This is a genomic window from Ferrovibrio sp. (assembly GCF_019636075.1).
GTDB lineage: Bacteria > Pseudomonadota > Alphaproteobacteria > Ferrovibrionales > Ferrovibrionaceae > Ferrovibrio.
The window spans coordinates 227872-244595 of sequence record NZ_JAHBYG010000001.1; the positions used below are offsets into that span (position 1 = coordinate 227872).

A 16724-nucleotide genomic window follows, 5' to 3' on the forward strand; every position below is an offset into this window, starting at 1 on the left:
GTCAGATCTTGATCCGTGGGTTCAGCAACCCATACAGCAAATCGGTGAGGAAATTGGTGGTGATGAACAAGGCGGCGAATACCGCCACGGCGGCCTGCACCTGCGGATAATCGCGCTGCAGGATGGCATCCCAGATCATGGTGCCCACGCCGGCCCGGGCGAACACCACTTCAACGATCACTGCGCCGCCCAGCAATTGCCCCATGGTGAGGCCGATCACGGTGACGACAGGCAGCAGCGCATTGCGCAGGGCATGTTTCACGATCACCACGCCCTCGCGCAGGCCCTTGGCGCGCGCGGTGCGCACATATTCGCGGCCCAGCACTTCCAGCATGCTGGAGCGGGTGAGGCGAGTGACGAGGCCGAGGAAACCGGCCGCCAGCGTGAGGGCCGGCAGCACCAGATGATGCAGGATCGAAAGCGGGTCGCCGGCATCGCCGGTGCCGAAGATCGGAAACCAGTCGAGCCAATAAGACAACACCAGCAACAGCAGCAGGCCGAGCCAGAATTGCGGCATCGACATCAGCAGGAATACCGCTACCGATACGCCGTAATCCACCCAGCTATCGCGGCGCACCGCACTCAGCACGCCGGCCGGCAGGCTGATGCCGATGATGATGACAATGGCCATGCCGCACAGCATCAGCGTATCGGGCAGGGCTTCCAGCACGCGGTCCAGCGCAGGCGTTTTGCTGACGATGGAATTGCCCCAATTGCCGGTAAGGAAATCGCGCAGGTAAAGGCCGTATTGCACCCAGATCGGCTGATCAAGGCCAAGCTCATGGCGCATGCGCGCCAGATCCACGGCAGTGGCATCGGCGCCAAGCATCGCCTGCGCGGGATCGCCTGGGATCATGCGCAACAGCAGGAACAGGATCGTAACCGCCCCGATAAGGGTCGGCACAGCCTGGAAAATAAAGCGCGTCAAAAGGCCCATGATCCGTCTATATACCATGAAGAGCCATGGCCCGGCGGGGCCATGGCTCTTTGCGGGGGAGGCGTGTCTCGATTATTTCTCGATGGACGCCATTTCGAGCGCCGGGGCATTTTCCGGCACGCGATAGGTGGAGAGGTTCTTCACGTAGTTCTGCACCACGTAGGTGTTGAGTTCCAGCGTAAGCGGAATCGCCGGGCTATCCTCGGCGATGCGCTTCAGCGCTTCGGCATAGATCGCCGCGCGTTCCTTGTCGTCGAAGGTCACGCGGGCCTTGTCGATCAGGTCGTCGGCACCGGCATAGAAGGCGCAATTGGTGCCCTTCGGCGGATGGTTCGACGAGTGATAGCTCGGGAACAGGAAGGCATCGGCGGCCGGGGCGCGGAAATGCGCATTCCAGATGATGTCGTGGTCCGACTGGCCCAGCGAGCGGAACCAGGTCGGCCGGTCGATCAGCTTGATCTCAAGCGTGATGCCGACCTGCTTCAACTGCGCCTGGATCATCACCGCTTCGCGCTGATAGGTGGTGGGCACGGTGAGGGTGCATTTCAGATCCTTCACGCCGGCATCGGCCAGCAGCTTCTTGGCCTTTTCCGGGTTGTAATCGTAGCTCTTCACCTGGGTGTAGCCTTCCACGCCCGGCGGCATCACGGTATCCACCACGCGGCCGCGCTGTGCATACACGGCGTCCACGATGGCCTTCTTGTTGATGGCATGCTGGAAGGCCTGGCGCACTTCCTTCTTGTCGAAGGGCGCCTTGCTCAGGTTGAAGGTGAGCAGGTACAGGCCGGTGGTGACGTTGGAGATCATCAGCCGCGACTTGTTGCTCTTGGCATAGCGGTCGGTGGCTTCGCGGTCGTTGATGTCGATCAGGTCCAACTGGCCGCGATCGAAGGCCAGGGTGGCGGTGCCGCCCTCGCGGATCACCTTGAAGGTGATCTGTTCCAGCTTCGGCTTCGGGCCGAAAAACGCATCGTTGCGCTTCAGCACGATTTCCTGATCCAGCACGGCCTTTTCCACCATGAAGGGGCCGGTGCCGATCACGGTCTTGCTGAATTCCTCGCCCTGCGCCTTGGCCGCGGCCTCAGACATCAGGAAGCCGCCGCGGAAAGTGGCCACGGCATGCGGGAACACCGCCGAGGGTTCCTTCAGGCGGAAGCGCACGGTGTAATCGTCAACCACTTCCACGCCGGCCACATCCTTGAACTGGCCGGCATTGCGCGACTTGGTTTCGGGATTGAGGATGCGCTCGATGGAGAACTTCACATCCTTGGCGGTGAATTTGCCATAGCCGCGATGCCACTGCACATCCTGGCGCAGCTTGAAGGTATAGGTCTTGCCGCCATCGCTCACCTCGAAGCCGGTGGCAAGATCGGGCTGCAGCGCGAAATTCTCGCCGGCGGCATAACGCAGCAGGGCGTTGCTGATCAGGATGGCCACGCGGCCTTCATCGCCGGCCGAAATCTGGTGCGCCGGATCCAGCGAGTTGAGCGCGCCGCTCTGCACCACCAGATGCTGCGGCGCATTGGCTGCGAAAACGTCGATGGGCAGGCCCAGTGTAAGCATGCCGGCACCCGCGCCGGCCCCGGCAGCGGTGCGGAACAATTGACGACGGCTGAGTTCGGTCATGTGTTTCCCCTTGGTCCCTAGATTTCAGGAATGCCGATCAACCCGGCCCGGCGGCAGGGCGGGCAGGTTGGTCTGTTGTGAGTTTTTGTGAATCGGCCCTGTGGCATTTTCCGCCACGGCCGCTACGCGCCGCATGTTTCCACCCCTATAGTTAGTATGATTATTAATTCAAATTGGCCGAGCGCCCCTTGCTTGTCAAGCCAACATCGCATGCGGCAGCCGGTCGGGCGGCTGTAACGCGCCAATCGGTAAGAGAATCCCGAAAGAGTGGCCGCACACGCGCAAAGCGCTCGGATTTCGCGTGCCGCGCGATTGGGCGCGGAATCAGGGTTTGCTTTTGCCGCGCACCATGGCCGCATCTTCCGCACCGATCAGCTTGCGCAGCAGATGCAGCAGGGATTTGCGTTCGGACGGATTGAGATTGGCCAGCAGGTCGCGCTGCGAAAGCTTCACGGTATCCTGCATGTCGATCAGCAATTGCTGCCCGGCCGGGCTGAGCACCAGCACACGGGCGCGCTTGTCGTGCTGCGATTTTTCGCGCCGCAGCAAGCCGCGCGCTTCCAGCCGGCTGATGATGCTGCCGGTGGTCACCTTGTCCAGCGCGATCAGGCTGGCCAGGGTTACCTGGTCGATACCGGGATGCTTGAACAGCGCGGTCATCACCACATGCTGCGGCGCGGTGATGCCGAAGCGCGAAGCCGGTCCCTCGAATACCGCCACGGATTTCTGATGCGCACGGCGGATCAGATGGCCGGGTTTCTCCAGCAGGTCTGCAATGACCGTCGGCTTCTGCTTGCTTTTCATTGTTCCTGCTCGTTGCGGCGATCCTCAAGCCAAGGCTAAAGGCAAATCGCCACACCGGCAAGCGAAAGCAGGCCGGCAAGCTGGGCTTGCCGGCAGCGGGCTGCAAACCCAGCTTATTCGGCGGCCACAGGTCGATAGCCATCGGGCACACGGTTTTTCAGATGCGGCATCACTTCGCGGGCGAAGAGTTCCATATTCTTCCGCGTCAGTTCCGCCGGCAGGGTGCCGAAATGCAGGCCGGCCATCACGATGTTGAAGCCGCCCTTATGCTGATATTCCTCCAGCTTGGCGCGCACTGTCGCCGGGCTGCCGCAGATGAAGGTGCCTTGCTCCATCAGGTCGTCGATGGTGCGCGCGCCGCCGGTGATGGTCTGCTTGGCGGCCATCACGCCCTTCATCGATTGGATCGAGGTGTAGCCCGGCGGCAGCAGCATCTCTACCGGCATGCGCAGGAACTTGTTGACGAAGGCCTCCACATGGGGCTTTGCCTCGCGCTTGGCGATTTCGTCGGTTTCGGCCACATAGATTTTCACCGACCAGCCGAGTTGATCGGGGCTGGCTTCATAGCCCTGGCGGTTGGCTTCGTCGCGATAGGCCTGCATGTATTTGAACAAGGTGGCGGCCGGTGTGGCGGTCTGCAGGTAAACGTATTTGTGGTCCTTGGCCGCGGCGAATTCGATGGTTTCCTTCGAACCCTGCGAAGGCACCCAGATCGGCGGATGCGGCTTCTGGTAGGGGCGCGGCCACAGGTTCACATAGGGGAAGTGATAATACTTGCCCTCATAGGCGAACGGGCCGGGCTTGGTCCAGGCCTGCACGATCAGGTCATGCGCCTCATGGAAGCGGGCATGGCTTTCGGTGGGGTTCACCGCCAGCGCATGGTATTCCGCGCCGATGCCGCGCACGAAGCCGGTGATGATGCGGCCCTTGGTGATGTTGTCGAGCACCGCGAATTCCTCGGCCACCGACAGCGGATTCGACAGCACCGGCAAAGCGCGGCCCAGGATGCAGATCTTGGCCTGCTTCACGCGGCGGGCCAGCATGCCGGCAAACACGTTGGGGCAGGGCATCATGCCATAGGCGGTCTGGTGATGCTCGTTCACGCTGATGCCTTCAAAGCCCAGCTCGTCGGCATATTCCAGTTCGTCGAGATAGCGGTTGTAGAGATCGGAACCCAGTTCGGGATCGTAATAGCTGTTGGGCAGCGTTACCCAGGCGGATTTATGCGTCTTGTCATAATCCAGATCCAGCGGCGCATAGGGCATCAGGTGGAAGAAGAAGAAACGCATTACGCAGCCCTCCGGATGAAGCTTTCCAATGCCTTTGCAAAGGCTTCGGGCTGTTCCACCTGCGGCAGATGCCCGCATTTATCGAAATATTGCACCTGCGCGCCGGGGATCAGCTCGGCAAAGCGCTCGGCATAGGCGGTGGGGATGTATTGATCCTGCTTGCCCCAGAAGATCGCGGTGGGCACATCGATGCGATGCAGCCATTTATGCAGATGCGGATCGTACAGGCGCGGCGCCCACGACATGCGGGCGGCGGCGAAGCGGTTTTTCATCTGCCGCTCAAGCTCTTCGTCGGAAACCGGCTGGCCCAGCATCTTTTCGGCCAGTGCCTGGTCGTGGAACAGCGCACGCGTGGCTTCTTCCTGCGTCCACAGGAAGGTATCGGGCCGTGCCAGCCCCTTGATATGCAGACCGGCCGCGCCGATCAGCGTGAGGCTGGCAAGCTTGGCGGTGCTGCGCACGGCGATCTCGGTAGCCAGCCAGCCGCCCAGCGACGAGCCGACCAGATGCACATGCTCCAGCTTCAGCGTCTTGATCAGGTCGAGATAGAAATAGGCCAGATCGTGGATATTGTCCCACCAATCCGGGGCATCGCTGCGGCCGAAGCCGGGATGTTCGGGGGCGATGATCTCGTGGCTATCGGCCAGCTTGGCCATGAAGGGCAGCCAATTGCCGCCGCCGCGCGCGCCATGCAGGAACAGCACCGGTTGCCCCTTGCCGCCACGCAGCAGAAAGGTCTTGCAGCCATCGATGGTGATGTATTCCTCACGCGGTGCAACAGCTGCATCCGCCAAAGCCACAGTTTCCTGGGCCGCAGTTTCCCGGGCCATGTTCCCTCCGCAATACTGCATTCTTCTTGGCCGTTGGATATTCGGTCAGGCCTGCGGAGTCAAGCAATAAAGATTGCATACGCACTAAAAAGAGTTAGTATGCTAACTAATAATGTGCAGCCGAAACGCCAAGGCGCGGCCGCAAAAAATATGGGTGGAGATAGCTATGACCCTGATTTCCAGCGCGGATTTTAAAGCCGGCATGCGTCCTTTCGGCGCTGCGGTAAACATCATCACCACTGCTGCCGGCGGGCAATTCCATGGCGTAACCGCCACGGCGGTCTGTTCGGTTTCGGCCGAACCGCCCTCGCTGCTGGTCTGCATCAACCGTTCCGCCAGCATTCACGATCCCGTGCGCGCGGCGCGGCATTTCTGCGTCAACCTGCTGGCTGCCGAACAGGTGGAGCTGGCCCGCCGATTCTCCAGTTCCGATGAGGCGGCACGCCGTCGCCGCTTCGAGGGGCTGGCGGTGCAAAGCCTGAAAACCGGCTCGCCGGTGCTGCCCGATGCGGTGGCGGCCTATGATTGCGAATTGGTGGAAACCGTTGAATCCGCCACGCACACGATTTTCATCGGGCTGGTGGCGGCGATGCGGCGGGCGCCGGGCAATGTGGATGCGCTGATGTATCGGGATGGCCAGTTCGGCGTCTGGTCGCCGCTGGCCAGCGCGCTCGCGGCGGAATAAGTTTGCGGCAGAGCCGCTGATAAAAAAATCTGCATGGGGTGGAATGGAAGCCTACGATTTTATCCTGGTCGGCGCGGGCTCGGCCGGCTGTGTGCTCGCCAATCGCCTGACCGAGAATGGCCGGTATCGCGTGCTGCTGCTGGAAGCCGGCGGCTGGGATCGCAATCCCTGGATCAAGGTGCCGCTGGGCTTCGCGCGCAACGCCTATAATCCCAAGCTGGCCTGGCTGTTCGAGACCGAGCCGGTGCCGGGCATGAATGGCCGCCGTATCATCTGGCCGCGCGGGCGCGGCATCGGCGGTTCCAGCGCCATCAATGCCATGATCTATGTGCGCGGCCAGAAGCAGGATTACGATGGCTGGGAAGCCATGGGCAATCCTGGCTGGGGCTTCGAGGAGATGCGCCGGATTTTTCGCAAGGCGGAAGGCTATACGGGTCAGCATCCCGGCGATTACGGCACGATGGGCCCGTTGGGCCTGAGCGATCCGCCCATGCAGCATCCGCTGCATGATGCCTTCTTCGCCGCGGGCGCCGAGCTGGGTTTGCCTTTCTCGCCCAATTTCAATGCCGGCGACCAGACCGGCGTGGGGCGCTATCAGCTTACCACGCGCAATGGTCAGCGCAGCAGCGCGGCCGCAGCCTATCTGCATCCGGTGCGCGGGCGTGGCAATCTGGACATCCGCTGCGGTGCCAGCGTGCAGAATCTGCGGATCGAGCAGGGCCGCGTCACCGGTCTGCGATATCGCTGGCGCGATGGGCTGCATGAAGCGATTGCCGGCCGCGAGGTGATCCTGGCCGCCGGTGCCATCCATTCGCCGCAGTTGCTGATGCTGTCTGGCATCGGGCCGGCGGCGCAATTGCAGGCGCATGGCATTGCCGTGCAGCAGGATCTGCCGGGCATCGGCGAAAACCTGATGGATCATGTGAATACCCGTATCGTCTATCGCTGCCCGCCGCATGCCTCGCTGAATGGTTTTCGCCGTTCGCCCTGGCGCCAGGCCCTGGCCGGCCTGCGGTATCTGGTGGATCGCGGCGGATTGCTGGCGGGCGGCCCGATGACCATCGGCGGTTTCGCGGCCTGCCTGCCGGGATCGAAAACCCCGGATGTGCAATTCCATTGCATGGCTTTCAGCGCCAATGCCACGGCCGGCGGCGTGCATGATTATCCCGGCTTCACCATCGCCTGCGTGCCCAACCGGCCGGAAAGCCGGGGCTGGCTGCGGCTGCGTTCGGCCGATCCGGATGATGCGCCATTGTTGCAGCCGAATTATCTGGCCACCGATGCCGATTGCGCCGCCATCGTGGCGGGTCTGAAAACCGCGCGTGCTTTCGGTCGCAGCCGGGCGCTGGCTGGCTTTGCATTGGAAGAAACCATACCCGGGCCGGAAGCCGGCGATGATGCTGCCTTGCTGCAATATGCCCGCGAGAAAGCCGGCACGGCGTTTCATGCATCCGGCACTTGCCGTATGGGGCCGGCGGCGGAAAGGATGAATGTGGTGGATGCGCGGCTGCGGCTGCATGGCCTGGGCGGCTTGCGGATTGCCGATGCTTCCATTCTGCCCAGCATGGTTTCGGGCAACACCAATGCGATTGCCATCGCCATCGGCGAAAAGGCGGCGGAGCTGATTCTGGAGGATGCGCAATGAACGAGATCGCGTTGGTGACGGGTGCCAGCCGTGGCATCGGCCGCAGCATCGCGCAGCATCTGCAAGCTGCCGGCTATCGTGTGATCGGCGCGGCGCGCAAGCTGCCTGCCGATCCGCCAAGCGGCATCGACATGCAGGTTTGCGATATCGCCGATGCCGCCAGCGTGGCGGCGTTGTTCGAGTATGTGCGGCGGCAATATGGCCAGTTGCATGTATTGGTGAACAATGCCGCGATTGCCGGCGGTGCGCCGTTCGGCAGCGATGCGGAAGCGGCCGAATGGGCGCCGATGATCGCTACCAATCTCACCGGCACCTGGGCCTGCAGCCGCGCGGCGCGCGATTTGCTGGTGGATGGCCGTGGCCGGGTGATCAACATCGCGTCCGTGCTGGGCCTGCGCGGGGTGGCCGACCAATTGGCTTATTGCGCCAGCAAACACGGCGTGGTTGGGCTTACCCGTGCCCTGGCCCGGGCGCTCGGCTCACGCGGCATCACCGCCAATGTGATCTGCCCGGGCTGGGTGGATACCGAAATGGCGCGCGGCCGGCTGCAGGATCTGGGCCTGACCGCCAGCCATGCCACCGCGATGATTCCCACCGGGCGGATGACCGAGGAGGCCGAGGTGGCGGCATTGGTGGCTTTCCTGGCCAGCCCGGCGGCCGGCAATCTGAACGGCCAAGCCATCGGCCTGGAAGGCGGTATGCTGGCATAAAACACTATTACAATGTTGTATATTTTATTTTACTAAAAAAATTGACATTATTATTTTTAATATATATTCATATTGTAGAATAGTTCCTCGCCATTGAGGTCGGCATCATGCTGTCCATAGACACCCTTAAAAGCCTGCCACAGAAGGCGGCGAAGCCTGCTGCCAAGCAAACCGCAAAGCCGGTGCGCCGCCGGCTGCCGCCATTGGGTGCGCTGCGCACCTTCGAGGTGGTGGCCCGCCATCTCAGCCTGGCCCGTGCCGCCGACGAACTTTGCGTCACGCCCGCTGCCGTGAGCCACCAGATCCGCGCGCTGGAAGATCATCTCGGCGTGCCGCTATTCCGCCGCATGGGCCGCAATATTTTCCTCACCGATGCCGGCCAGGCCTGCTTGCCCGGTATCCGCGATGGTTTCGACCGCCTGGTGGGCGCGGTGAACCAGATCGATTCCTATGGCGAGAGCGGTATCCTCACGGTCAGCGTGGCGCCGTCTTTCGCGGTGAAATGGCTGGTGCCGCGGCTGGATCGTTTCCAGTTGCAGCATCCCGGCATCGACGTGCGGGTTTCCGCGTCCAACGCGCTGGCGGATTTCGCCACCGACGATGTAGACCTCGCCATCCGCTACGGCTCAGGTCGCTATCCTGGCCTGCAGGTCAGCCGCCTGCTGCCGGAATCGATCTTTCCCGTGGTCTCGCCCGATCTGCTGAAGGATCACAAGATCAGCCAGCCTGCCGATCTGCGCGACCAGGTGTTGCTACACGACGACAGCCCCGATGATGACCAATCCTGCCCCACCTGGCAGATGTGGCTGCGGGCCGCCGGCATGTCGGATGTGGATTGGAATCGCGGCCTGCGCTTCACCCAGTCCAGCCTGGTGCTGGAAGCGGCCATCCATGGCAAGGGTATTGCGCTAGCCAAGGCCACCCTGGCCGAGGCCGATCTTGCTTCCGGCCGATTGGTGCGGCTGTTCAGCGATGCCACGCCGCTGGATTTCGCTTATTACCTGGTGGGGCCGGAGCGCAAGATGGGTCTGCCCAAGGTGGCCGCCTTCACCGATTGGATGCGCAGCGAGGCCGGGCAGATCACCGCCGAAGCGGCGTGATCAATTGCATTGCTGCGCGATCCAGTCTTTCAGCAGCAGGCTGTAAGCCCGGCCGCCGGCGGCATTTACATGCGAGCCATCGGCGAAATGCATGCGGTTTTCGCGCATTGCCTGGAAACGCGAATCCTGGATTTGCGTCAGGTCGCAAAAGGCATTGTCCTTGAAGGCGGTGCGCATGGCGGCCAGCACATCGGCATTCTGCGGCAGCGATCCACGGTCGTAGCCATAGGTGGGCGACACCACCACGATCAGTTGGATATTGCGGGCCTTCGCCGCACGGCTGATATGCTGCAACATGGCGATGCCCGAGGGGGCGGGGCCGCGGGCAGGGTCGGCTGAAAGATCGGGCAGCGGCCGCGGCGCCATGGTTTCCTGCAACGGCTGATAGCCGCCGCCCACCCAGCGCGGCTTTATCCAGCGCCGCACCACGTCGATCACCAGGCCGCGAAAACGGTAAAGCCCCGAGAGCAGCTTGTATTGCTCCATCGGTTTGCGTGCCGTCAGCCAGTCGCGCAACACCGGATCGCGCGCCAGCCAGGGGGTGTATTGCGACAGGTTCTTCACATTCGGCCCATCCAGGCCATCGGCGATGTCGCCGGTATCCAGCGCATAGATCACGCGTTTCACGCTGGTATCCGCCGGCAGCGCATTCAGCATGGCGGCCACATAGAAGCCGCCCTGGCCATCGCGGCTGGCATTATAGGCATTGGGGCCGAGCACGCTGGGGTCGATGGCGTAATGCCCGCCCGATGATCCCAGTGCCAGGATTTCCGGTTGAGCGCGGCGTACATGGGCCACGGGATTGAACGACGAACGATCCCAGATCCAGTTCAGCGCCAGGCCCGCCAGTTGATCGAACGCAACCAGCGCCACGGCAAGCGCGGCCAGCGCCAGCGCAACGCGGCGCGGGCTGCTGGCTGCCGGCGCCTTGGCGGCGCTGGCGTTAGAAGCGGAAGTAGATGAAGTTGCGGCCATCCTCATCACCCAGCAGCACGGCGGCTACTATAAGAATAAAAATCAAAGCGGCGCGTGTCCAAACGCCGTCCGGTCGCCATTGCGGCTTGAAGCGCGCAACGCCCTCTACGATCAGCATCACGGCAATGGCGGGCCAGATCGATCCGCCGACGGAAAGCCCCGTCTGCGAAGGCCGCAGCGTTATCAATGCCCACAGCATATCCAGATATTGTGGCAAAGTGTTGGCGCGGATCAGGCCGAAGCTGATCACAACCACCGCGAAAACCACCAGCATATTGAGATAGCGCCACGCACCCTGGGGTTTCAACCAGCCATGCGGCAGCGCCTTCTGGCCCACGATCAGGCTGGCCTGAATGGCGCCGAACAGCACGAAGGTGGCTTCCGCGCCATGCCAGATGCCGATGGTGGTCCAGGTGATGAAGGCGGTTACATTCTCCTTCATGCCGCGCGGCCAACTGGTGCTGCGCACGATGAAGCGGCCCAGCGGGCGGTAGATGTAATCGCCGATCCAGCGGGTGAGCGAGATATGCCAGCGCTGCCAGAATTCGGTCAGCGTTTCGGCAAAGAAAGGCTGCTTGAAATTGTTGATCAGCTCCACGCCGAACAACCGGCCGGCACCCACCGCGATCAGCGAATAGCCACCGAAATCGGCCAGCAATTGCAGGGTGAAGCCAAGGAAGCCGATCACCGCGCCGCGCGCGCCGCCGCTGCCCGCCGCCAGATAGGCGGGATCGACGATGCCGCCCAGCCGGTCGCCGATGGCTTCCTTCAGGAATACGCCATAGGCGATCAGCAGCAGGCCGCTCATCACCATGTCTGGCGTGGGCCGGCGGTTATCCCAAAGCGGCTTGGCCAGTGCCTGATAGCGCTCGATCGGGCCGGCCAGCAATTGCGGGAAGAAGCTGATGAACAGCGCGAACCGCACCGGATTGCGATCCGCCGGATAGGCGCCGCGATGCACATCGATCAGGTAGCTCAGCACCTGGAAGGTGAAAAACGACAGGCCCGCCGGCACCAGCACGGCGCCATAGCCGCCGAAATCCAGGCTGGAAACCGGCAGGTAGTGATCCAGCCCGTCCAGCCAGACCGGCAGGTATTTATACACCAGCAGCGGACCCAGCGCGGCCACCACGAAGATGGCGCACAGCCAGGTGCGCGGGGGGCGCTTTTCCAACAGCAAGGCGCCGATGAAGCCGACCGCGATCACACCCAGCAGCACCGGCAGGAATAGACAGTTCAACTGGCCGTAAAAACCCAGGCTGGTCAGCAGCAACAGCCAGCGCCGCGCTGTCGGCGGCAGGATGGCCGCCAGCATGGCCGCCAGCAGAATGCCCGGCACGTAATACAACAGGCTCATGCGCCAAACCGTTTTTGAAACAGGATGCGATCCTGTCGCCGCCCGTCGATCAGCACGGCATCGGTTATGCGGCCCGCCTCGGCAAAGCCGGCGCGCAGCAGGCAGGCCCGCGATGCGGCATTTTCGGCCACGATCCAGGCCGTGGCCACGTGCAGCTCGGCCGGATTGGCGGCGCAGAAAGCGGCAATGGCAGCCGATGTGAGGCCGCGCCGCGCCTGGGCCTTGTCGCCTAACAGGAACCACAGATTGGCCACGCCATCGGCGCGGTCGATGCCATCCAGGGCGATCAGCCCGGCCGGCGGCGCCGCAGCGGTTTCGGCAAACAGCATCCACACCTGGTCGCGCCGGCGCAGGCCCAGCGCCAGCGCCTTGGCATCCAGGCCGCCGCCGCGCAGATTGCCAGTCAGCAGCCGATTGGTGGCCGGATCGTTCAGCCAGCCGGCCAGCAAGGCGGCATCGTCGGGTGTGGCCGGCCTGAGATGCATCAGCTCAACAATGGGTCGCGCGCGGCCCAGGCGGCGTGTTCGCTGCGCAATGCTTCGGGCCAGCGCGCGGGCTCCAGCCCATGCTGGGCGATCAACGCCAGCGCCATGCGTTCCAGGCCGAAGCCGATGCAGCCGGTATTGGCGCGGCGGCCTTCGCTGATGATGTCGAAGGCTTTGCCGAATGTGGCCGAATGCAGGTTCGACGACATCACCGATATCGCCTTGCCATGATCGCCCAGGATGGCGCGGTATTCGTATTTCATCGCCATGCGGTGCTGATGGCTGGCCTTCACGTCGTATTCGCTGGTGAAGAACGGATCGTTGGCCTGCACGATGGCGCCGGCGAATTGCCAATCGGCGGCCCATTGCTGGATCAATTCCAGACAGCGGGCGCGGGTGTTGCGCGCATAATCCGGGCTGCCCACGAAGATCACTTCGCGCATGGTGAATTCCAGCAGCCGGCCGGGATCGCTGTGATTGGCGGATTCATAACGATGGCAGCGCGTGACGGCGGCAATCGCCTGGTCGCCTTCCAGCCGTGCGCCCTGGCGCGAGGCATAGCAGTGATAGCAGGTGCTGGGATTATGCACGAGCATGGCCGGCGCCAGTTCGGAGGGCTTCGGCGCGGGATCGGCGCCGGGCGCTTTCATGCGGGTGGCGTAATCGTCCAGCACGCCCAGGTCTTCGGTCAGATGCAGCACGAAGTGCAGATGCTCGGGAAAGCCGGTGAGGTGGTTGGTCTTGGCCAGCGTGTCCAGCGGGATCACGTTGGGATAGGTTTCTTCCACGGCGGCAAACGGCTTGGCGAAACGCCGCAGCATCGCCCAATCCAGGAAGCGCAGCAATTCGGCGAAGCGCGGTCGCGCCACGAACAGGCCCGGCGCATGTTCATGCAGCAGCGCGATGCCATCGGCCAGTTTGCCCTGATAGCCATCCTCGCGCGGCGGCTGGGTGTAAAGCGGCGCGATATCGGGAATGGCTGTATTGCCGAAACGCTGGCACAGCTTGGTCAGTCCGGCATCCAGCAGGGCTGCATCCAGCGGCTCGCTCACCTCCACCCACCACACGCCATCCTCCACCCAGGCGCGGCGGATGAACGGATGGATATAGGCGGCGGCATAGCGGATCTGGTCCAGCCCATGGGCCGGCGCCGCTACATGCGAGCGGATGCGCAGCGGATTGATGGCGTTTGAGGTCACGCTTTTTGCGCCTGCAGTTTTGCCACCTCGGCGGCGATGCCGGCGGCGTTGCGCAGCGGGCCTTCATAGAAATCCGCTGTCGAAAGATCCACGCCGAAGCGGCTCTGGGCGAATTCGATCAACTCCACGGTGGAGAAACTGTCGAGATAGCCGCCATCGTAGAGGTCCACATCGGGGGTCAGATGCGGGTCGCCGGCATTGGCCGGGTCCAGGCCCCGGATGAAGTCCATCAATGCCGTCTGGATATCGCCGCTCATCGTAACCCTGTCCGGATTTGCGTCACATGCAGGGTTGGTAGCCCCTCTTGGCCGGCAATTCAAGGCCCGTCTGGGCCGGATTCGCGCCATATCTTGTAGCCGAATCGCAGGCCCGCCTACCCGATGCTGGGGCGGCGGTTTCCCGGCTTTTGTGAGTCGCGTCCATGCCCTTTGGCGGGGTAGAATTCGGGCATGAGCATCGCAGTGCGCTTCTTCAATGCCATCGGCACCGTGCCCCATGCCGAGCGTCTTGCCTTCCTTACCCAGGATGTGCGGGCCGCCGGCACGGTGCTGGGCTTCTATGGCGCCGCCGCCGCTATCGGCGCCAAGCCGGCGGAAGTGGCGCTGATGGTGGTGCGGCGCTATCGGCCCGACGACAAGCATCGCCAGATCGTGCTGGTGTTCCAGCAGGATCCGGCCTTTGCCTCGGCGCTCTCCAAACTATATGCCGCGCGCGGCAAGCCGCTGGGTTTCGAGGCGCAGAACCGCTGGTGCGCCATCCCCGAACCGGGTTTTCTAGCGGAAGAAACCTATGCCATGCTGGCGGCGCGGTTTCCCACCCTGCTGCTGATCGAGGAATCGCCCGAGGGGCCGTGCATCGCCGTGCATGCCTCCACCGGCTTCAAGCAGCATCCGCGCCTCAAGCTGTCGCCGCTGCCAAAGGTGGCTGCAATCAAGGCGGAACCGCCGAAGCCGGAAATCAAACCCGCGCCTAAGTCGAGCGCCAAAGTGGTGCCGCTGCGGCCCAAGCCGGCGAGTGCGCCGCAGCCCGCGCCGCGCGCCAAAGCGCAGCCGCTGCCGCTCGCCCGCAAACGCCGGCTGCGCAGCGCCGTGGCGCTGAACGAACGCGTGGAACGCCAGGTGGTGGACGAATTCCGCCGCCTGCTGCAGGTCGTGTCGTTGTATGGGTGATGCTGCGCACATCGTCACCCTGGGATTTATTCCGAGGGTCCATACCTGATGTATCAAGGCTGCTAAACATTGGCCCCTCGGGACAAGCCCGAGGGTGACGGTTTATGCGGTTTTAATTCGTCGCCCCATCACTCCAGCACCACCGTCCGCACATATTTGCCGTCCTGGTAGACCAGCGGGTCGATGGCGTCGCGGTTGCGCACGGTGAGCACGCGGCCGATGAAAATGCCGTGGCTGCCATAGGTATGCACGGCTTCCACGGCGCAGAAGATATTCGCCTGGCCATCGGCCAGATAGGGCACGCCATCGGCATCGTCGCGCCAATCGCCCACCACGAAGCGGCCTTCGCCTTCCTCGCCGCCGCTGCAGGCATTGGAAATCTCCCGCTGACCGGTATGCAGCAGGTTGATGCACAGCTTCTGGCCCAGCGCCAGATGGGCATGGATGGCGGCCGAGCGGTTCACGCAGGCCAGCAGCGCGGGTGGATCGGTGGAAACCGAGGTGACGGCGGTGGCGGTCATGCCAATGCGCTGGCCCTGGGGATCGCGGCAGGTAAGCACGGTTACGGTGGCGGCGAGCCGCCGCATCGCGGCTCGGAAGGACAGGTTCAAATCGTCAGACACGGCATGGACTCCAGTTCAATGCGGCCAGGATGGGAGGAAAAAGCCCGTATATCAACAGGCTTTAGGCCAAAAACAGCGAGTCGGGGCTTGCAATCCGGACCAAACCGCTCTTAATTACGAATATGCAATCCAGACCATATTGGTCTGATTTATTTTCGCGGTGCGGATATACCCATGTTGAGGCTCAGCCGGTTGGCGGATTATGGCGTGATGGTGATGGCCCATGTGGCTGCCGCCCCCGCCGCCGTGCACAACGCCGTGGATGCCGCCACCGCCACCGGCCTGCCGGGCCCCACCGTGGCCAAGCTGATGGCCAAGCTGGCCCGCGCCGGCTTGCTGGCCTCGCATCGCGGCGCCAAGGGCGGCTACCGCCTCAGCCGCAGCCCTTGCGAGATTTCGGTGGCCGAGATCGTGATCGCGCTGGATGGCCCCATTGCGCTCACCCAGTGCAGCACCCATGCCACCAATCCCGCATCGCCCAGCGCCTGCGACCGCGAAAGCCTGTGCGTGTCGCGCCGGGGCATCAACCGGATCAACAGCGCCATCCGTCAGGCGTTGGAGGATGTGAGCCTTGCCGAACTGGCGAAGCCCGCTTTCGATTTCATGGCCGAGCCGCCGCCGCGCAATCCTGCGGCGCGGCTGTCCGGCAGTTAGTTCAGCAGCTCAGGTTCAGGTGCCCCCATGCCTGCCACGATTGAAACCATCGAAACCATCAACAAGGCGACCGGCGAATACAAGTACGGTTTCGTCACCGATATCGAATCCGAAATCCTGCCCAAGGGCCTGAACGAGGATACGATCCGCTTCATCTCGGCCAAGAAGGAAGAGCCGGAATGGATGCTGGAATGGCGCTTGAAGGCCTTCCGCATCTGGCAGCGCCAGCAGGATCGCGAGCCGGGCTGGGCCAAGCTGGATTATCCCAGGATCGATTTTCAGGATATCCATTACTACGCCGCGCCGAAGCGCAAGCCGAGCCTGAAAAGCCTGGACGAAGTGGATCCGGAATTGCTGGCCACCTACGAAAAGCTGGGCATTCCGTTGCGCGAGCGCGAGGCTTTGCTGGGCGTTGAAAGCAGCAGCAATATCGCGGTGGATGCGGTGTTCGACAGCGTGTCTGTCGCCACCACGTTCAAAAGCAAGCTGAAGGATCTCGGCATCATCTTCTGCTCGATGTCGGAAGCCGTGCGCGAGCATCCCGAATTGGTGCGCAAATATCTCGGCTCGGTGGTGCCGGTTACGGATAATTTCTATGCCACGCTCAATTCGGCGGTGTTTTCCGATGGCAGCTTC

17 protein-coding genes and 1 pseudogene are annotated in these 16724 nt (G+C 62.9%); 7 read left to right on the forward strand and 11 right to left on the reverse strand.

Annotation, left to right across the window (positions count from 1 at the left end; genetic code table 11):
- Position 1: 1 nt before the first annotated feature.
- The 5 genes from KF827_RS01080 to KF827_RS01100 all read right to left on the reverse strand — a co-directional run bounded on the left by KF827_RS01080 (position 2) and on the right by KF827_RS01100 (position 5486).
- Entirely contained in the window at positions 2–937 is a 936-nt protein-coding gene (locus KF827_RS01080) for an ABC transporter permease (RefSeq protein ID WP_290998482.1), read from the reverse strand.
- 72 nt (positions 938–1009) lie between these two features.
- Positions 1010–2563 (reverse strand): ABC transporter substrate-binding protein, encoded by a 1554-nt coding sequence (locus tag KF827_RS01085; protein WP_290998484.1) that lies wholly within the window; start codon positions 2561–2563, stop codon positions 1010–1012.
- 324 nt (positions 2564–2887) lie between these two features.
- Positions 2888–3367 (reverse strand): MarR family transcriptional regulator, encoded by a 480-nt coding sequence (locus KF827_RS01090; RefSeq protein WP_290998488.1) that lies wholly within the window; start codon positions 3365–3367, stop codon positions 2888–2890.
- A gap of 113 nt (positions 3368–3480) precedes the next feature.
- On the reverse strand, positions 3481–4656 hold the full coding sequence (locus tag KF827_RS01095; RefSeq protein ID WP_290998491.1) for an LLM class flavin-dependent oxidoreductase: 1176 nt from the start codon (positions 4654–4656) through the stop codon (positions 3481–3483).
- Positions 4656–5486, reverse strand: coding sequence for an alpha/beta fold hydrolase (locus KF827_RS01100; RefSeq protein ID WP_290998494.1), 831 nt, complete (start codon positions 5484–5486; stop codon positions 4656–4658). The genes KF827_RS01095 and KF827_RS01100 overlap by 1 nt, the downstream gene beginning before the upstream one ends.
- 166 nt (positions 5487–5652) lie before the next feature.
- On the opposite strand from KF827_RS01100, the gene KF827_RS01105 reads away from it, so the two are divergent.
- The 4 genes from KF827_RS01105 to KF827_RS01120 all read left to right on the forward strand — a co-directional run bounded on the left by KF827_RS01105 (position 5653) and on the right by KF827_RS01120 (position 9626).
- Positions 5653–6171 (forward strand): flavin reductase family protein, encoded by a 519-nt coding sequence (locus tag KF827_RS01105; protein WP_290998498.1) that lies wholly within the window; start codon positions 5653–5655, stop codon positions 6169–6171.
- Between the two features lie 43 nt (positions 6172–6214).
- Positions 6215–7816 (forward strand): GMC family oxidoreductase, encoded by a 1602-nt coding sequence (locus KF827_RS01110; protein WP_290998501.1) that lies wholly within the window; start codon positions 6215–6217, stop codon positions 7814–7816.
- The gene (locus KF827_RS01115; RefSeq protein WP_290998504.1) at positions 7813–8526 is read left to right on the forward strand and encodes an SDR family NAD(P)-dependent oxidoreductase; all 714 of its coding nucleotides are present in this window, start codon (positions 7813–7815) and stop codon (positions 8524–8526) included. Before KF827_RS01110 ends, KF827_RS01115 begins: the two co-directional genes overlap by 4 nt.
- A 107-nt stretch (positions 8527–8633) precedes the next feature.
- Entirely contained in the window at positions 8634–9626 is a 993-nt protein-coding gene (locus KF827_RS01120; RefSeq protein WP_290998507.1) for a transcriptional regulator GcvA, read from the forward strand.
- On the opposite strand, the gene KF827_RS01125 is transcribed toward KF827_RS01120, so the two are convergent.
- Genes KF827_RS01125 through KF827_RS01145 form a run of 5 tightly spaced genes read right to left on the reverse strand, consistent with a single transcriptional unit; the run spans position 9627 to position 13899 of the window.
- Entirely contained in the window at positions 9627–10601 is a 975-nt protein-coding gene (locus KF827_RS01125; protein ID WP_290998510.1) for a hypothetical protein, read from the reverse strand.
- Positions 10570–11958, reverse strand: coding sequence for an MBOAT family protein (locus KF827_RS01130; RefSeq protein ID WP_290998513.1), 1389 nt, complete (start codon positions 11956–11958; stop codon positions 10570–10572). Before KF827_RS01130 ends, KF827_RS01125 begins: the two co-directional genes overlap by 32 nt.
- On the reverse strand, positions 11955–12443 hold the full coding sequence (locus tag KF827_RS01135; protein WP_290998516.1) for a GNAT family protein: 489 nt from the start codon (positions 12441–12443) through the stop codon (positions 11955–11957). The genes KF827_RS01130 and KF827_RS01135 overlap by 4 nt, the downstream gene beginning before the upstream one ends.
- Positions 12443–13642, reverse strand: coding sequence for a hypothetical protein (locus KF827_RS01140; RefSeq protein WP_290998519.1), 1200 nt, complete (start codon positions 13640–13642; stop codon positions 12443–12445). The genes KF827_RS01135 and KF827_RS01140 overlap by 1 nt, the downstream gene beginning before the upstream one ends.
- The gene (locus KF827_RS01145) at positions 13639–13899 is read right to left on the reverse strand and encodes a phosphopantetheine-binding protein (RefSeq protein ID WP_290998523.1); all 261 of its coding nucleotides are present in this window, start codon (positions 13897–13899) and stop codon (positions 13639–13641) included. Before KF827_RS01145 ends, KF827_RS01140 begins: the two co-directional genes overlap by 4 nt.
- A 192-nt stretch (positions 13900–14091) precedes the next feature.
- Here KF827_RS01145 and KF827_RS01150 point away from each other — a divergent pair, with 192 nt between their 5' ends.
- Positions 14092–14811 carry a hypothetical protein gene (locus KF827_RS01150; protein ID WP_290998526.1) on the forward strand — a complete coding sequence of 240 codons (720 nt, stop codon included), beginning with the start codon at positions 14092–14094 and terminating at the stop codon, positions 14809–14811.
- 128 nt (positions 14812–14939) lie between these two features.
- Here KF827_RS01150 and KF827_RS01155 read toward each other — a convergent pair whose 3' ends face one another.
- Positions 14940–15434 (reverse strand): flavin reductase family protein, encoded by a 495-nt coding sequence (locus KF827_RS01155; protein ID WP_290998529.1) that lies wholly within the window; start codon positions 15432–15434, stop codon positions 14940–14942.
- A gap of 174 nt (positions 15435–15608) precedes the next feature.
- On the opposite strand from KF827_RS01155, the gene KF827_RS01160 reads away from it, so the two are divergent.
- Both KF827_RS01160 and KF827_RS01165 read left to right on the forward strand, forming a co-directional pair.
- Positions 15609–16088 (forward strand): SUF system Fe-S cluster assembly regulator, encoded by a 480-nt coding sequence (locus KF827_RS01160; RefSeq protein ID WP_290998533.1) that lies wholly within the window; start codon positions 15609–15611, stop codon positions 16086–16088.
- Between the two features lie 27 nt (positions 16089–16115).
- A pseudogene (locus KF827_RS01165) lies at positions 16116–16724 on the forward strand (Fe-S cluster assembly protein SufB); the annotation flags it as partial.

Excerpts from the sequence above, each read along its gene's own strand:
- KF827_RS01080 (WP_290998482.1), bottom strand. The coding sequence starts at position 937 with ATGGGCCTTTTGACGCGCTTTATTTTCCAGGCTGTGCCGACCCTTATC.
- KF827_RS01085 (WP_290998484.1), bottom strand. The coding sequence starts at position 2,563 with ATGACCGAACTCAGCCGTCGTCAATTGTTCCGCACCGCTGCCGGGGCC.
- KF827_RS01090 (WP_290998488.1), bottom strand. The coding sequence starts at position 3,367 with ATGAAAAGCAAGCAGAAGCCGACGGTCATTGCAGACCTGCTGGAGAAA.
- KF827_RS01095 (WP_290998491.1), bottom strand. The coding sequence starts at position 4,656 with ATGCGTTTCTTCTTCTTCCACCTGATGCCCTATGCGCCGCTGGATCTG.
- KF827_RS01100 (WP_290998494.1), bottom strand. The coding sequence starts at position 5,486 with ATGGCCCGGGAAACTGCGGCCCAGGAAACTGTGGCTTTGGCGGATGCA.
- KF827_RS01105 (WP_290998498.1), top strand. The coding sequence starts at position 5,653 with ATGACCCTGATTTCCAGCGCGGATTTTAAAGCCGGCATGCGTCCTTTC.
- KF827_RS01110 (WP_290998501.1), top strand. The coding sequence starts at position 6,215 with ATGGAAGCCTACGATTTTATCCTGGTCGGCGCGGGCTCGGCCGGCTGT.
- KF827_RS01115 (WP_290998504.1), top strand. The coding sequence starts at position 7,813 with ATGAACGAGATCGCGTTGGTGACGGGTGCCAGCCGTGGCATCGGCCGC.
- KF827_RS01120 (WP_290998507.1), top strand. The coding sequence starts at position 8,634 with ATGCTGTCCATAGACACCCTTAAAAGCCTGCCACAGAAGGCGGCGAAG.
- KF827_RS01125 (WP_290998510.1), bottom strand. The coding sequence starts at position 10,601 with ATGGCCGCAACTTCATCTACTTCCGCTTCTAACGCCAGCGCCGCCAAG.
- KF827_RS01130 (WP_290998513.1), bottom strand. The coding sequence starts at position 11,958 with ATGAGCCTGTTGTATTACGTGCCGGGCATTCTGCTGGCGGCCATGCTG.
- KF827_RS01135 (WP_290998516.1), bottom strand. The coding sequence starts at position 12,443 with ATGCATCTCAGGCCGGCCACACCCGACGATGCCGCCTTGCTGGCCGGC.
- KF827_RS01145 (WP_290998523.1), bottom strand. The coding sequence starts at position 13,899 with ATGAGCGGCGATATCCAGACGGCATTGATGGACTTCATCCGGGGCCTG.
- KF827_RS01150 (WP_290998526.1), top strand. The coding sequence starts at position 14,092 with ATGAGCATCGCAGTGCGCTTCTTCAATGCCATCGGCACCGTGCCCCAT.
- KF827_RS01160 (WP_290998533.1), top strand. The coding sequence starts at position 15,609 with ATGTTGAGGCTCAGCCGGTTGGCGGATTATGGCGTGATGGTGATGGCC.